Source organism: Streptomyces sp. NPDC039736 (genome assembly GCF_055596485.1).
In genome coordinates this window covers 290,389-304,040 of the sequence record NZ_JBVIUQ010000005.1, presented here as the reverse complement: position 1 = coordinate 304,040, position 13,652 = coordinate 290,389, and the positions used below count along the sequence as shown (strand labels likewise).

At 72.9% G+C, this 13,652-nt stretch carries 15 protein-coding genes; 13 read left to right on the top strand and 2 right to left on the bottom strand.

Features of this window, described 5'->3' with window-relative positions; genetic code table 11:
- Positions 1-176: 176 nt before the first annotated feature.
- Positions 177-1,724 (bottom strand): oxidoreductase, encoded by a 1,548-nt coding sequence (locus ACZ56L_RS18030; protein WP_345226551.1) that lies wholly within the window; start codon positions 1,722-1,724, stop codon positions 177-179.
- A 199-nt stretch (positions 1,725-1,923) separates the two neighbouring features.
- Between ACZ56L_RS18030 and hisD the strand changes: the two genes are divergently transcribed.
- The 11 genes from hisD (at position 1,924) to ACZ56L_RS17975 (ending at position 10,930) form a co-directional block, all read left to right on the top strand.
- Positions 1,924-3,246, top strand: a complete 1,323-nt coding sequence (hisD, locus tag ACZ56L_RS18025) for a histidinol dehydrogenase (RefSeq protein ID WP_471064947.1) — start codon at positions 1,924-1,926, stop codon at positions 3,244-3,246.
- On the top strand, positions 3,243-4,349 hold the full coding sequence (locus ACZ56L_RS18020) for a histidinol-phosphate transaminase (protein WP_380836945.1): 1,107 nt from the start codon (positions 3,243-3,245) through the stop codon (positions 4,347-4,349). The genes hisD and ACZ56L_RS18020 overlap by 4 nt, the downstream gene beginning before the upstream one ends.
- Positions 4,346-4,939 (top strand): imidazoleglycerol-phosphate dehydratase HisB, encoded by a 594-nt coding sequence (hisB, locus tag ACZ56L_RS18015; protein ID WP_345223847.1) that lies wholly within the window; start codon positions 4,346-4,348, stop codon positions 4,937-4,939. Before ACZ56L_RS18020 ends, hisB begins: the two co-directional genes overlap by 4 nt.
- Positions 4,940-4,943: 4 nt before the next feature.
- Positions 4,944-5,111 (top strand): hypothetical protein, encoded by a 168-nt coding sequence (locus tag ACZ56L_RS18010; RefSeq protein WP_345223849.1) that lies wholly within the window; start codon positions 4,944-4,946, stop codon positions 5,109-5,111.
- Positions 5,108-5,749, top strand: coding sequence for an imidazole glycerol phosphate synthase subunit HisH (gene hisH, locus ACZ56L_RS18005; RefSeq protein WP_345223852.1), 642 nt, complete (start codon positions 5,108-5,110; stop codon positions 5,747-5,749). The genes ACZ56L_RS18010 and hisH overlap by 4 nt, the downstream gene beginning before the upstream one ends.
- Positions 5,749-6,477, top strand: coding sequence for a bifunctional 1-(5-phosphoribosyl)-5-((5-phosphoribosylamino)methylideneamino)imidazole-4-carboxamide isomerase/phosphoribosylanthranilate isomerase PriA (gene priA, locus ACZ56L_RS18000; protein WP_471064945.1), 729 nt, complete (start codon positions 5,749-5,751; stop codon positions 6,475-6,477). Before hisH ends, priA begins: the two co-directional genes overlap by 1 nt.
- Positions 6,474-6,875 carry a RidA family protein gene (locus tag ACZ56L_RS17995; RefSeq protein ID WP_345223857.1) on the top strand — a complete coding sequence of 134 codons (402 nt, stop codon included), beginning with the start codon at positions 6,474-6,476 and terminating at the stop codon, positions 6,873-6,875. Before priA ends, ACZ56L_RS17995 begins: the two co-directional genes overlap by 4 nt.
- The gene (hisF, locus tag ACZ56L_RS17990; protein ID WP_345223859.1) at positions 6,872-7,627 is read left to right on the top strand and encodes an imidazole glycerol phosphate synthase subunit HisF; all 756 of its coding nucleotides are present in this window, start codon (positions 6,872-6,874) and stop codon (positions 7,625-7,627) included. The genes ACZ56L_RS17995 and hisF overlap by 4 nt, the downstream gene beginning before the upstream one ends.
- 96 nt (positions 7,628-7,723) lie before the next feature.
- Positions 7,724-8,935 carry a cytochrome P450 family protein gene (locus ACZ56L_RS17985; RefSeq protein ID WP_471064942.1) on the top strand — a complete coding sequence of 404 codons (1,212 nt, stop codon included), beginning with the start codon at positions 7,724-7,726 and terminating at the stop codon, positions 8,933-8,935.
- A gap of 93 nt (positions 8,936-9,028) precedes the next feature.
- Positions 9,029-9,628 (top strand): winged helix-turn-helix domain-containing protein, encoded by a 600-nt coding sequence (locus tag ACZ56L_RS17980; protein ID WP_345223863.1) that lies wholly within the window; start codon positions 9,029-9,031, stop codon positions 9,626-9,628.
- 15 nt (positions 9,629-9,643) lie between these two features.
- Complete coding sequence (locus ACZ56L_RS17975) at positions 9,644-10,930, top strand: MFS transporter (RefSeq protein WP_345223865.1); 1,287 nt, start codon at positions 9,644-9,646, stop codon at positions 10,928-10,930.
- A 55-nt stretch (positions 10,931-10,985) separates the two neighbouring features.
- Here the strand turns inward: ACZ56L_RS17975 and ACZ56L_RS17970 are convergent, their stop codons facing one another.
- On the bottom strand, positions 10,986-11,618 hold the full coding sequence (locus tag ACZ56L_RS17970) for a TIGR03085 family metal-binding protein (protein WP_471064939.1): 633 nt from the start codon (positions 11,616-11,618) through the stop codon (positions 10,986-10,988).
- An 83-nt stretch (positions 11,619-11,701) separates the two neighbouring features.
- On the opposite strand from ACZ56L_RS17970, the gene hisI reads away from it, so the two are divergent.
- Both hisI and ACZ56L_RS17960 read left to right on the top strand, forming a co-directional pair.
- Positions 11,702-12,133, top strand: a complete 432-nt coding sequence (gene hisI / locus ACZ56L_RS17965; RefSeq protein WP_471064937.1) for a phosphoribosyl-AMP cyclohydrolase — start codon at positions 11,702-11,704, stop codon at positions 12,131-12,133.
- Between the two features lie 11 nt (positions 12,134-12,144).
- The gene (locus ACZ56L_RS17960) at positions 12,145-13,629 is read left to right on the top strand and encodes an anthranilate synthase component I (protein ID WP_471064934.1); all 1,485 of its coding nucleotides are present in this window, start codon (positions 12,145-12,147) and stop codon (positions 13,627-13,629) included.
- Positions 13,630-13,652: the final 23 nt, after the last annotated feature.

Genomic DNA, 13,652 nt, shown 5'->3' with positions numbered 1-13,652 from the left:
TTCGGTCAAGGGACGGTAAAGAAAGAGGGCGGAGACGAAGGGTGTGTGGGGGCGCGGGGGAGGCGGGGTGAACGGCTCGAAACTCCGTGCCGGTACCCATGCGCACCCGACCCGCGCCGCACCCCGGCACCCGCCCCGCCCCGGAAGCCCCCCATTACCCCCCGGAGGCCCCCGCCTCACCCCCGCCGCAGCAGTCGGGACGCGCCCGCCGCGACCGTCGTCGCCAGGACCCAGCCCAGCAGGATCAGCCCCGCTGCCGCCCACTGCCAGACGCCCTTGAGCAGCCAGTGGCCGTCCTGGCCGAGGTTGATCACGGGCACCAGCAGGTCCAGGGCGTAGAGGGCCGCACTCCACTGCGGGTGCTCGTCGGCCTTGATGGGCTCGGGATCGTAACGCGAGAAGGCGAGCGTCCCCGCCGCCCACAGCACCGCCATCCACAGCGCCGCCCGGCCCGGCCGGTACCCGTACGCGACCGTCCAGTCCTGGAGGACGCCCCAGGCCTTTCCGGCCAGCGGCAGCGTCTCCCGCCGCCGGCGCTGCTTGGTGAGCAGCACCTCGCGCGCCTCGGAGTCCTCGCCGCTGTTGCGCTTGACGGCGGCCAGCCGCTCGTACGGCTCCGGGGCGTACTCGGGGGTCGCCGCCGTCACCCACTCCAGCCGTCTGGCCAGCGGGAAGTGCCCCACCGGGACCAGGGTCTCGTACACGAAGCCGCCCATCGAGAGCTGCCCGGGCCCCGGCCAGCTCGTCGACTTGTCGACCAGGGTGACGATCCGCGCGCCGGACAGCACCACCCTGCCCCGCTCCGGACGCTCGCCGAGGAAGCGCAGCTCGGGGGTCTGGATGCGGCGCAGCGAGACCTCCTGGTCGTTCTCCAGCGTGAAGCGCGCGTCCTGGAGGTCGACCGCGTCGCCGAACCGGCCGTCGTCCAGCCGGATGCCGCCCAGGCACTCGAAGCGCTGCACGCGCACGCCCCGGGCGGGGGTGCCGCCGATGCCGCGCCCGATGCCGTACGGGGGAGTGGCGTTGCCGTAGAGCTGCGAGGAGAGTCCGGCCGGGGTCAGGTAGAGCGAGCGCTCCACCGTGAGCTGCGGGGCGTTGAGCGCGAGCTTGCCGTACGGGTTGCTGAGCCGGCTGCCGCGCAGGCTCAGCGACACGCCGATCTTCGCGCCGCGCAGGCTGATCTCGCCGTGCGTCTCGATCAGCTCCGCCTGGAGGTCCTGGGCGACCGAGAGCCCGTCGGCGAGCAGGGACTTCCCGCGCCGGTCGCGGCCGATCACGACCTGGTTGATCAGCAGGTCGGTGCCGATCTGGGCGTCGGTGAGCCGCACCCCGTTCTCCACCCGGCAGCGCGGCAGGTGCAGGTCGCCCTCGGTGTGCAGCCGGGCCGCCTCCAGGCGCGGAACCGAGCAGCCCACCAGCCGCAGCGTGGTGAACCGGCACTCCGGCAGCAGCAGCTCGCCGTCGAAGCGGCAGCCGTTCAGCTCCACGTACGGAGCCACCGTGCCGCCCGACAGGTCCAGCGCCCCGGTGATCTGCACCCCGCGCAGCTTCAGCGCCGCCACCCGGCCGGGCCGCGCCTCGGGCCCGCTGAGCAGCAGCAGCGCGACCACCCTGGCCCGGACCGTGCGCTCGGGCCCCCAGGAGCGGGCCGCCATCGGGTCGTCGGCGAGCGGGTCGCGCACCCGCAGGTCGTAGGCGCTGCCGTTGCGGAAGGCCTGCCACATCCCCAGCTCCGCCGCGCTGAGCCAGTCGGGCGCCTCGTCGTCCCGCTGCCCCTCGGTCACTGCGCCGCCCCATCCCTCGGTTGCGTACGTAACGCAGTGCACGCTAGTGGTCACCGGTGACACACGGGACCACTGTGCCGCGTATCAGCCAGTGATACGGGCGGCCGGTGGCCGGAAGCCGTCTGCGAGAATTGGGTACGTGATCTCACGAATCGATCTGCGCGGCAAGGCCCTCCCCGAGGGCGGAGCCCTGCGCGACCTGCTGCCCCGAGCCGACTTCGACGTGACGGCCGCCCTGGAGAAGGTGCGGCCGATCTGCGAGGACGTGCATCATCGTGGCGACGCGGCGCTGGTCGAGTACGCCCAGAGGTTCGACGGGGTCACGCTGACCGAGGTCCGGGTCCCGGCGCGGGCGATCGCCGACGCGCTGGAGCAGCTCGACCCGGAGGTCAGGGCGGCCCTGGAGGAGTCCATCCGGCGGGCCAGGCTGGTGCACCGCGCACAGCGCCGCTCCACCCGCACCACCCAGGTCGTGCCCGGCGGCACGGTCACCGAGAAGTGGGTCCCCGTCGACCGGGTGGGCCTGTACGCGCCCGGCGGCCGGTCCGTCTACCCGTCGTCCGTGATCATGAACGTGGTCCCCGCGCAGGAGGCCGGCGTCCCGTCGGTCGCCCTCGCCTCCCCGGCGCAGGCCGAGTTCGGCGGCCTGCCGCACCCGACGATCCTCGCCGCGTGCGCGCTGCTGGGGATCGACGAGGTGTACGCCGCGGGCGGCGCCACCGCCGTCGCGATGTTCGCGTACGGCACCGAGTCCTGCGCGCCCGCCAACATGGTCACCGGGCCCGGCAACATCTGGGTCGCCGCGGCCAAGCGCTACTTCGCGGGCCGCATCGGCATCGACGCCGAGGCCGGGCCCACCGAGATCGCCGTCCTCGCGGACGACACCGCCGACCCGTCGCACGTCGCCGCCGACCTGATCTCGCAGGCCGAGCACGACCCGCTGGCCGCCGCCGTGCTGGTCACGGACTCCGTCGCGCTCGCGGACGCCGTCGAGCGCGAACTCGTGCCGCAGGTGGACGCCAGCAAGCACCGGACCGACCGGATCCGCCCGGCGCTCGCCGGGCGGCAGTCCGCGATCGTGCTGGTGGACTCGGTGGCGGACGGCCTCACGGTGGTCGACGCGTACGGCGCCGAGCACCTGGAGATCCAGACCGCCGACGCCGCCGCCGTCGCCGACCGGGTCCGCAACGCGGGCGCGGTCTTCGTCGGCGCGTACGCCCCGGTCTCCCTCGGCGACTACTGCGCGGGCTCCAACCACGTCCTGCCCACCGGCGGCTGCGCCTGCCACTCCTCGGGCCTGTCCGTCCAGTCCTTCCTGCGCGGCATCCACGTCGTGGACTACTCCCGCGAGGCCCTCGCCGACGTCGCCCACCACGTGGTGACGCTCGCCGAGGCGGAGGACCTGCCCGCGCACGGCGCGGCGATCAAGGCGAGGTTCGGATGGAAGGTGCCCGGCAAGTGACCGGTATCGACGACCTCCCCATCCGCGAGGAGCTGAAGGGCAAGACCCCCTACGGCGCCCCCCAGCTCGACGTCCCCGTCCGGCTGAACACCAACGAGAACCCGTACCCGCTCCCCGAGGAGCTGGTCGACCGCATCGCCGAGCGCGTCCGCGAGGCCGCCCGCACCCTCAACCGCTATCCCGACCGGGACGCGGTCGAGCTGCGGACGGAGCTGGCCGCGTACCTGACGAAGACCGCCGGGCACCCGGTCGCCGTCGAGAACCTCTGGGCGGCCAACGGCTCCAACGAGATCCTCCAGCAGCTCCTGCAGACCTTCGGCGGTCCGGGCCGCACCGCCATGGGTTTCGAGCCCTCGTACTCCATGCACGCGCTCATCTCGCGCGGCACGGGCACCGGCTGGATCCCGGGCCCCCGCAACGAGGACTTCACCATCGACGTCGAGGCGGCGCAGCAGGCCATCGCCGAGCACCGGCCCGACGTGGTGTTCATCACCAGCCCCAACAACCCCACCGGCACCGCCGTCGAGGCCGACACCGTCCTCGCGCTGTACGAAGCCGCCCAGGCCGCCAAGCCGTCCCTGGTCGTCGTCGACGAGGCGTACGGCGAATTCAGCCACCGCGCCTCCCTGCTGCCGCTGATCGAGGGCCGCCCCCACCTGGTGCTCTCGCGCACCATGTCCAAGGCCTTCGGCGCGGCGGGGCTGCGGCTCGGCTACCTCGCCGCCGATCCGGCCGTGGTGGACGCGGTCCAGCTCGTACGGCTGCCGTATCACCTGTCCTCCGTGACCCAGGCCACCGCGCTCGCCGCGCTGGAGCACACCGATACCCTGCTCGGGTACGTCGAGGCGCTGAAGGCCGAGCGCGACCGCCTGGTCGCCGAACTGCGGGCCATCGGCCACGAGGTCACCGAATCGGACGCCAACTTCGTCCAGTTCGGCCGCTTCGACGACGCGCACGCCGTGTGGCAGCAGATCCTCGACCGGGGCGTCCTGGTCCGGGACAACGGCGTACCCGGCTGGCTGCGGGTCACGGCAGGCACCCCCGACGAGAACGACGCGTTCCTGGAAGCGGTACGCGACCTGAAGAAGGAGCGAGACGCATGAGCCGCATCGGACGTGTCGAGCGGACCACCAAGGAGACCTCGGTCGTCGTCGAGATCGACCTCGACGGCACCGGCAAGGTCGACGTCGCCACCGGGGTCGGTTTCTACGACCACATGCTCGACCAGCTCGGCCGCCACGGCCTCTTCGACCTCACCGTCAAGACCGACGGCGACCTGCACATCGACACCCACCACACCATCGAGGACACCGCCCTCGCGCTCGGCGCCGCCTTCCGGCAGGCCCTCGGCGACAAGGTCGGCATCTACCGCTTCGGCAACTGCACCGTGCCGCTGGACGAGTCCCTCGCCCAGGTCACCGTCGACCTCTCCGGCCGCCCCTACCTCGTGCACACCGAGCCCGAGAACATGGCGCCGATGATCGGTTCGTACGACACGACCATGACCCGGCACATCTTCGAGTCCTTCGTCGCGCAGGCCCAGGTCGCCCTGCACATCCACGTGCCGTACGGACGCAACGCCCACCACATCGTGGAGTGCCAGTTCAAGGCCCTGGCGCGGGCACTGCGCTACGCCGCCGAGCGCGACCCGCGGGCCGCCGGCATCCTCCCGTCGACCAAGGGCGCGCTGTAACCCCATGAACGGCCTCTCCACCATCCTCATCGTCGTCGGGCTCTTCCTGCTCGGCGGCATGTACTCCTTCTCCAAGCAGAAGATGCCCAAGGGCGTGATCGTGCTGCTCGGACTGGCCTCCGCGATGTGCCTGGTCGCGGGCGTCCTGCGAATTCAGGGACTCTGGGAATGACGAACACGAAGAAGGTCGTCGTCTTCGACTACGGCTTCGGCAACGTCCGCTCCGCCGAGCGGGCGCTCGCCCGGGTCGGCGCGGACGTCGAGATCACCCGCGACTACGACACCGCGATGAACGCGGACGGGCTGCTGGTGCCCGGCGTCGGCGCGTTCTCCGCCTGCATGGAGGGACTGCGCGCGGCGCGCGGCGACTGGATCGTCGGCCGCCGGCTGTCCGGCGGCCGCCCGGTCATGGGCATCTGCGTCGGCATGCAGATCCTCTTCGCGCGCGGCATCGAGCACGGCGTCGAGAGCGAGGGCCTGGACGAGTGGCCCGGCGAGGTCGCGCCGCTCAAGGCCGACGTCGTGCCGCACATGGGCTGGAACACCGTCGAGGCCGCCGAGGGCTCGGAGCTGTTCGCCGGTCTGGACGCCGACGAGCGCTTCTACTTCGTGCACTCCTACGCCGTGCACGACTGGTCGCTGGAAGTCACCAACCCCCTCATCCGGGCCCCGCGCGTCAGTTGGGCCACGCACGGCGAGCCCTTCGTGGCGGCCGTCGAGAACGGGGCGCTCATGGCCACCCAGTTCCACCCCGAGAAGTCCGGCGACGCCGGAGCCCAGCTGCTCACCAACTGGATCGGAACCCTCTGATGCCCCCCAAGCTTGAGCTTCTTCCCGCCGTCGACGTCCGCGACGGCCAGGCCGTGCGCCTGGTGCACGGCGAGTCCGGCTCCGAGACCTCGTACGGCTCCCCGCTGGAGGCGGCCCTCGCCTGGCAGAAGTCCGGCGCCGAGTGGCTGCACCTGGTCGACCTGGACGCCGCCTTCGGCACCGGCGACAACCGCGCGGTCATCGCCGAGGTCGCCGCCGCCATGGACATCAAGGTCGAGCTGTCCGGCGGCATCCGCGACGACGCGTCCCTGGCGGCGGCCCTCGCCACCGGCTGCAGGCGCGTCAACCTCGGCACCGCCGCCCTGGAGACCCCCGAGTGGGTCGCCAAGGTCATCTCCGAGTACGGCGACAAGATCGCGGTCGGCCTGGACGTCCGCGGCACCACCCTGCGCGGCCGCGGCTGGACCCGGGACGGCGGCGACCTCTACGAGACGCTGGCCCGGCTCGACGCCGAGGGCTGCGCGCGCTACGTCGTCACCGACATCGCCAAGGACGGCACCCTCCAGGGCCCCAACCTGGAACTCCTGAAGAGCGTCTGCGCCGCCACCGACAAGCCCGTCGTGGCCTCCGGCGGCGTCTCCTCGCTGGACGACCTGCGGGCCCTCGCCTCCCTGGTGCCCGACGGCGTCGAGGGCGCGATCGTCGGCAAGGCGCTGTACGCGAAGGCGTTCACGCTGGAAGAGGCGCTGGAGGCGGTCTCCCGATGAGCTCCCCCGACGTGCGCCGCGTCCGGACCGGCGCCCCCTGGGAGGAGCAGTTCGGCTACGCCCGGGCCGTCGAACTGCCCAACGGCCTCGTCCTGGTGGCCGGCTGTACGTCCGTGGTGGACGGCGTCATCGACGCGGGCACCCCGTTCGAGCAGACCATGACCGCCTTCGGCGTCGCCGAGCAGGCCCTCGGACAGCTCGGCCTGACCCGCGCCGACATCGTCCGCACCCGCATGTACCTCACGCACGCGCGGGACGTCGAGGAGGTGGGCCGCGCCCACAAGGAGCTCTTCGACACGATCCGCCCGGCCGCGACCATGCTGATCGTCAACGGTTTCGTCGACCCCTCGCTGGTCGTCGAGGTCGAGGTGGAGGCGTACCGGGGAGGGGCCGCATGAGCGTCTCCGTACGGGTCATCCCCTGCCTGGACGTGGACAACGGGCGCGTCGTCAAGGGCGTCAACTTCCAGAACCTGCGGGACGCCGGCGATCCCGTCGAGATGGCCAAGCTGTACGACGCCGAGGGCGCCGACGAGCTGACCTTCCTGGACATCACCGCCTCGTCGGGCGACCGCGAGACGACCTACGACGTGGTGCGGCGCACCGCCGAGCAGGTCTTCATCCCGTTGACCGTCGGCGGCGGCGTGCGCACCGCCGACGACGTGGACCGGCTGCTGCGGGCCGGGGCCGACAAGGTGGGCGTGAACACCGCGGCCATCGCCCGTCCCGACCTGATCCGCGAGATCGCGGAGCGCTTCGGCCGTCAGGTGCTGGTGCTGTCGGTGGACGCCCGGCGCACCGCGTCCGGCTCCTTCGAGGTGACCACCCACGGCGGCCGCCGCTCCGCGGGCATCGACGCCGTCGAGTGGGCGCACCGGGCGGCGGAGCTGGGCGCGGGCGAGATCCTGCTCAACTCGATGGACGCCGACGGCACCAAGGACGGCTACGACACCGAGATGATCACGGCCGTACGGGCACACGTCACCGTCCCCGTCATCGCCAGCGGCGGCGCGGGCAGGCTGGAGCACTTCGCCCCGGCCGTCGACGCCGGTGCGGACGCGGTCCTCGCGGCCTCCGTCTTCCACTTCGGGGACCTGAAGATCCGTGAGGTCAAGACGGCCCTCAGCGGCGCGGGCCACCCGGTGCGCTGACCCGGACACCGGGCAACTGACGTGAAACCGGCTGTGGTGGAAGATCGGCACTGACTAGCGTTCCCCCTCGGAGAGACCATCCGAGGGGGAACAGCCATGTCCGCTTCCACACCCGCCGTCGAACTGCTGGAACTCAGCCCCGACTTCGTCGCCGATCCCCACCCCGGCTACGCCGCCCTGCGCGCCCGGGGACCGGTGCACCGCGTGCTGACCCCCGACGGGGACGACCTGTGGCTGGTCGTCGGCCACGAGGCGTGCCGGGCGGCCTTCGTCGACCCCCGGTTCAGCCGGGACTGGCGCACCCACGGCCACCTCGCGCCGGAGCTGCCCGCCTACGCGCACGGGCCGGGCAACGCGCACGTCCTGCTCAGCGACCCGCCGGACCACACCCGGATGCGCCGGCTGGTGGCCCGCGAGTTCACGCCACGCCGCATCGAGGCCCTCGCGCCCCGCGTGCGGCAGCTCACCGACGAACTGCTGGACGCGATGGAGGCGGGCGGCGCGCGCACCGCCGACGTCATCGACGCGCTCGCCTTCCCGCTGCCGATGACCGTCATCTGCGACCTGCTCGGGGTGCCCGACCTGGACCGCGACTCCTTCCGCGGCTGGTCCAACGAGACCGTCTCGCCCAGCAGTCCCGAGGCCGAGCGGGCCGCGTACGCCGCCGTCATGCCGTACCTCACCGAACTCATCGAGGCCAAGCGCGGGCAGCCCGGCGAGGACCTGCTGAGCGCGCTCATCCACACCGCGGACGAGGACGGCGACCGGCTCAGCCAGGACGAACTCCTCTCCATGGCCTTCCTGCTGATCGTCGCGGGCCACGAGACGACCGTGAACCTGATCGGCAACGGCCTGCGCGCCCTCTTCCGCCACCCGGACCAACTGGCCCTGCTGCGCGGCGACCTGGACGGCCTGATGGGCGGCGCCGTCGAGGAGATCCTGCGCTACGACGGGCCGGTCGAGAGCTCGACCCCGCGCATCGCCCGCGAGGACGTGGAGTTCGCCGGGGCGCGCATTCCGGCGGGCTCGACGGTGCTGATCGTGATGGCCGACGCGGACCGCGACGGGACGCGCTTCGAGGACCCCTCCCGCTTCGACATCCGGCGCGACGCCCGCGGACACCTCGCCTTCGGGCACGGCATCCACTTCTGCATCGGCGCGCCGCTCGCCCGGCTGGAGGGCCGCATCGCCCTCCGCGGGCTCCTGGAGCGCTTCCCGGGCCTCGCCGCCGACGGCCCGCCGGACGCCGGGCCATGGATTCCCGGAATGCTCATCCGGGGCGTACGAAAGCTGCGAGTTCGCTGGTAAAGCGTCAATTCGGCGCACCGCAAGGGAAGTTGCAGCCGGAAAGTTCCGCAAAGAACATTGCGCAACTTTCCTTTCCTTCCTTACTGTGCCCAGATGGCCCCGGCACCCGAACAAACGCCCGATCCTCGGCGCATCACGGACCTCGACGCCCTCAAGGTGTTCACCCACCCGCTGCGCATCGAGCTGTACCGGGCCCTGTTCACCGGGGGTGCGGCCACCGCGTCCCGCCTCGCCGGCCAGCTCGGCGAGGCGGTCTCGCTGGTCAGCTACCACCTGCGGAAGCTGGCCGCGCACGGCTTCATCGTGGAGGCCCCGGAGCTGGCCGGCGACGCCCGGGAGCGCTGGTGGCGGGTCGAGCGCGGATTCACCTTCCGCAACTCCGACTTCGGTGACTCGCCGCAGAGCGTGGCCGTCGTCGGCCAGGTCACCCGGCAGCTCCTGCGCGCCCGGCAGGAGCGGTACGACACCTACCTCGACGGCAGTGCGAGCTGGGGCGCCCAGTGGGTGGACGCCGCCTTCAACTGGGAGTACATGCCCCGGCTGACCGCCACCGAGCTCCAGCAACTGTCCGAGGAACTGCGGGAATTGATCATCACCTACCGGGAGCGCGGACGGGCCGCCGAGGCGGCGGGTGACACGGAGGGGCGCGAGCAGGTCTCCGTCCAGATGTTCGGCTTTCCGTTCCGTCCCTGAGAGGGCTCAACAGCGATGACTGAATCACGTGTGGAACCGGTGGAGGACGGGACGGAGGGCCCCGGCCCGGCGGGCGGACCCGCCTACCGCGACGGCAACGTGCTGCGCTGGCTCACCGCGTACGCCGCCTCCCTCGTCGGCGACAGCGTCTACTTCCTCGCCCTCGGCTGGGCGGCCGCGCAGGCGGGCGGGCCCGCCGAGGTCGGCATGATCATGGCCACCGGGGCGATACCCCGGGCGGTCCTGATGCTCGGCGGCGGAGTGATCGCCGACCGGCTCGGCCCGCGCGCGGTCGTCATCGGCGCGGACGCGGTGCGCTGCGCGGTGATCGTCGGCATCGCGGTGCTGCTGATGGCCACCGGCCCCGCGGTGTGGGTGCTGGTGGTCGTCGCGCTCGTCTTCGGCGCGGTGGACGCCCTGTTCCTGCCGGCGGTGGGAGCGCTGCCGCCGCGCATCACGGGCGCCGACCAGCTCGTCCGGGTCCAGGGCATGAAGGCCCTCACCAACCGCTTCGGCGGGATCGTCGGCGCGCCGGTCGCGGGGCTCGCGATGGGGCTCGGCGGGCCCGCGGCGGCGTTCGCGGTGGCGGGCGCGCTGTTCGCGGTGTCGCTGGTGCTGCTGGTGGCGGTACGGGTGGCGCCGCTGCCGGAGGCGCCGGGCGAGGCCGCTCCCGAGGGGGCGGCCGCGAAGCGGAACGTCTGGGGAGACCTCACCGAGGGGCTCGGCTACCTGCGCCGGCACAAGCTGGTCGGGCCGCTCGTCGCCTCCAACATCCTCTTCGAGCTGGGCGGCATCCCGGTCATCAACGTCGGCATGGTGCTGCTCTGCTCGGACCGGGGCTGGGGCGCGGCCGGGATCGCCTGGATCGTGGGCGCGTTCAGCGTGGGCGCGGCGTGCAGCGCCCTGACGCTGACGCTGGTGAAGCGGGTGGCCAGGGCGGGACGGGTGCGGCTGGTCGCGCTCGCGGCGGGCTCGGCGCTGGTGGCGGTGCTCGGGTCGGCGCCGACACTGGCGGTGGCGGTGGCGGTGACGGTCCCGATGGGGCTGCTGGTCGGCATGAGCGGGGGGCTGACCGCGGGACTGGTCCAGGTGAACACGGCGCCCGCCTTCCTGGGCCGCGTCACGTCCGTGAAGTCGCTGGTGAGCCTCGGCGTGGCACCGCTGATGTACCCGGTGGTGGGGGCCGCGACGGGAGTGTGGTCGATCCCGGCGGTCTTCGCGGGGTGCGCGGTGCTGTGCGGGCTGGGGGCGGTGGCGGGGATCTGGTCCCCCGAGGTCCGGGGCGCGGAACTGCCCCGCTGAGGCCCCCTCCGGCACCGGAGGGGGCTTCCCCGTACCCGTCGCGGGGACGGGACCCTCAGAGGCCGAGCTTGGCTTCGGTGAGGCGCAGCACGGCGTCCTTGTCGCCGTCGAGCTCGACCGAGGCCCGCTCCTGGCGGCCGAAGACGAACAGGAGCAGCTCGCCGGGCTCGCCGGTGACCGTGACGACCGGCGTGCCCCGGTGGGCGACCGCCGTCCGGCCGTCGGGACGGCGCAGCACCAGCCCGACGGGGGATTTCCGCCCCAGGACCCGGGCCATCTTCTCCACCCGCGTCCACAGCGCGTCCGCGAACACCGGATCGAGCACCCGGGGCGTCCACTGCGCCTGCGCCCGCCGCACGTCCTCGGCGTGGACGTAGAACTCCACCGTGTTCGCCGCCTCGTCCACCTGCTTCAGCGCGTACGGGGAGCGCTTCGGCGGTCCCGTGCGGATGAGCCGCACCAGCTCCTCGTACGGCTTCGCGGTGAACTCCGCCTGGACGCGCTCCAGGCGGTTGCGCAGGGCGGGGACCAGCAGCCCGGCCGCCGCGTCCGAGCGGCGTTCGCGGACCACCACATGGGCGGCGAGGTCGCGGGCGCTCCAGCCCTCGCAGAGGGTCGGCGCGTCGGGGCCCGCGGCCTCCAACAGGTCGGCGAGAAGAAGCCGTTCACGCTTGGCATGGGTCGACATGTCGGCCAGCGTACGGCGACCGGGGGGCGTCCGCACAGTGGACGTCGGGCCAAACCCCGTACCGCGAGCGGCACAATTGCCCCATGAGTACGCCCGCACCCCAGCCCCGCCCCGACCGCGCCCCCGCCTCCGGCAGCACCCCCGGCAGCGGCCTCGACCCCGCCGTCGCCGCCCGCCTCAAGCGCACCCCCGACGGACTGGTCCCCGCCGTGGCCCAGCAGTACGACACCGGCGAGGTGCTGATGCTCGGCTGGATGGACGACGAGGCCCTGCACCGCACGCTGACCACCGGCCGGTGCACCTACTGGTCGCGCAGCCGCCGGGAGTACTGGGTCAAGGGCGACACCTCGGGCCACGTCCAGCACGTGAGGTCGGTCGCGCTGGACTGCGACGGCGACACCCTGCTGGTCAAGGTCGACCAGACCGGCGCCGCCTGCCACACCGGCGCCCGCACCTGCTTCGACGCCGATGTGCTCCTCGCCGCCGACGTGCCCGCCGGCACCGACGGCAAGTAGGGTCAGCGGCCATGGATCTGGAGACCTTCCGCAAGCTGGCGGCCGACCGCCGCGTCATCCCCGTCAGCCGCACCCTCCTCGCGGACGGCGACACCCCCGTCGGGCTCTACCGCAAACTCGCCGCCGAACGCCCCGGCACCTTCCTCCTGGAGTCCGCCGAGAACGGCCGGTCCTGGTCCCGCTACTCCTTCGTCGGCGTCCGCAGCGCCGCCACCCTCACCGCGCGCGACGGCCGCGCCCACTGGATCGGGACGCCCCCCGTCGGCGTGCCGACGGACGGAGACCCGCTCGAAGCGCTGCGGGCGACGGTCGAGGCCCTGCACACCCCCCGCGACCTGGCCGCCGACCTGCCGCCGTTCACCGGGGGCATGGTCGGCTACCTCGGGTACGACATCGTGCGCCGCCTGGAGAGGATCGGCGAGCACGGCGCGGACGAGCTCGGACTCCCCGAACTGACCATGCTCCTCACCTCGGACCTCGCGGTGCTCGACCACCGCTACGGCACCGTCCGGCTGATCGCCAACGCGATCAACCACAACGACCTCGACACCGGGGTCGACGAGGCGTACGCGGACGCCGTCGCCCGCCTGGACGCCATGGAGGCCGACCTCTCCCGGGCCGTCCCGACCGACCCCGCCGTGCTGCCGCCCTCCGAGGTCCCGGTGTACACGGAGAAGTGGGGCGGCGCGGCCTACCGGGCGGCCGTCGAGGACGTCAAGGAGCGCATCAGGGCGGGCGAGGCCTTCCAGGTCGTCCCGTCGCAGCGGTTCGAGACGCCGTGCACCGCCACCGCCCTGGACGTCTACCGGGTGCTGCGCGCGACCAACCCGTCGCCGTACATGTACCTCTTCCGCTTCGACGGCTTCGACGTGGTCGGGTCCAGCCCCGAGGCGCTGGTGAAGGTCGCGGACGGGCAGGCCATGGTGCACCCCATCGCCGGGACCCGGCACCGCGGCGCCACCCCGCGGGAGGACCAGGCGCTGGCCGACGAACTGCTGGCCGACCCCAAGGAGCGGGCCGAGCACCTGATGCTCGTCGACCTCGGACGCAACGACCTGGGGCGGGTCTGCGAACCCGGCTCGGTCGAGGTCGTCGACTTCATGTCGATCGAGCGGTACTCGCACGTCATGCACATCGTCTCGACCGTCACCGGGCGGGTCGCGCGGGGGCGCAGCGCCTTCGACGTGCTGACCGCCTGCTTCCCCGCCGGCACGCTGTCCGGGGCCCCGAAGCCGCGCGCCCTGCAGATCATCGAGGAGCTGGAGCCGACCCGGCGCGGGCTGTACGGGGGGTGCGTCGGCTATCTCGACTTCGCCGGCGACTCCGACACCGCGATCGCCATCCGTACCGCCCTGCTGCGGGACGGCACGGCGTACGTGCAGGCCGGAGCCGGTGTCGTCGCCGACTCCGACCCCGCGGCCGAGGACCAGGAATGCCGCAACAAGGCCGCTGCGGTCCTGCGGGCCGTGCACACGGCCAACCGCCTCGGCCGCTGAGGGACCTCCGCCCCGGCGGCTGA

What these genes read in the sequence shown, in the direction of transcription:
- ACZ56L_RS17980 (WP_345223863.1), top strand. Translation starts at nt 9,029, where the DNA reads ATGGCCCCGGCACCCGAACAAACGCCCGATCCTCGGCGCATCACGGAC.
- ACZ56L_RS17995 (WP_345223857.1), top strand. Translation starts at nt 6,474, where the DNA reads ATGAGCTCCCCCGACGTGCGCCGCGTCCGGACCGGCGCCCCCTGGGAG.
- ACZ56L_RS17985 (WP_471064942.1), top strand. Translation starts at nt 7,724, where the DNA reads ATGTCCGCTTCCACACCCGCCGTCGAACTGCTGGAACTCAGCCCCGAC.
- ACZ56L_RS18030 (WP_345226551.1), bottom strand. Translation starts at nt 1,724, where the DNA reads ATGTGGCAGGCCTTCCGCAACGGCAGCGCCTACGACCTGCGGGTGCGC.
- ACZ56L_RS17975 (WP_345223865.1), top strand. Translation starts at nt 9,644, where the DNA reads ATGACTGAATCACGTGTGGAACCGGTGGAGGACGGGACGGAGGGCCCC.
- hisF (WP_345223859.1), top strand. Translation starts at nt 6,872, where the DNA reads ATGAGCGTCTCCGTACGGGTCATCCCCTGCCTGGACGTGGACAACGGG.
- priA (WP_471064945.1), top strand. Translation starts at nt 5,749, where the DNA reads ATGCCCCCCAAGCTTGAGCTTCTTCCCGCCGTCGACGTCCGCGACGGC.
- ACZ56L_RS17970 (WP_471064939.1), bottom strand. Translation starts at nt 11,618, where the DNA reads ATGTCGACCCATGCCAAGCGTGAACGGCTTCTTCTCGCCGACCTGTTG.
- hisH (WP_345223852.1), top strand. Translation starts at nt 5,108, where the DNA reads ATGACGAACACGAAGAAGGTCGTCGTCTTCGACTACGGCTTCGGCAAC.
- ACZ56L_RS18010 (WP_345223849.1), top strand. Translation starts at nt 4,944, where the DNA reads ATGAACGGCCTCTCCACCATCCTCATCGTCGTCGGGCTCTTCCTGCTC.
- hisB (WP_345223847.1), top strand. Translation starts at nt 4,346, where the DNA reads ATGAGCCGCATCGGACGTGTCGAGCGGACCACCAAGGAGACCTCGGTC.
- ACZ56L_RS17960 (WP_471064934.1), top strand. Translation starts at nt 12,145, where the DNA reads ATGGATCTGGAGACCTTCCGCAAGCTGGCGGCCGACCGCCGCGTCATC.
- hisI (WP_471064937.1), top strand. Translation starts at nt 11,702, where the DNA reads ATGAGTACGCCCGCACCCCAGCCCCGCCCCGACCGCGCCCCCGCCTCC.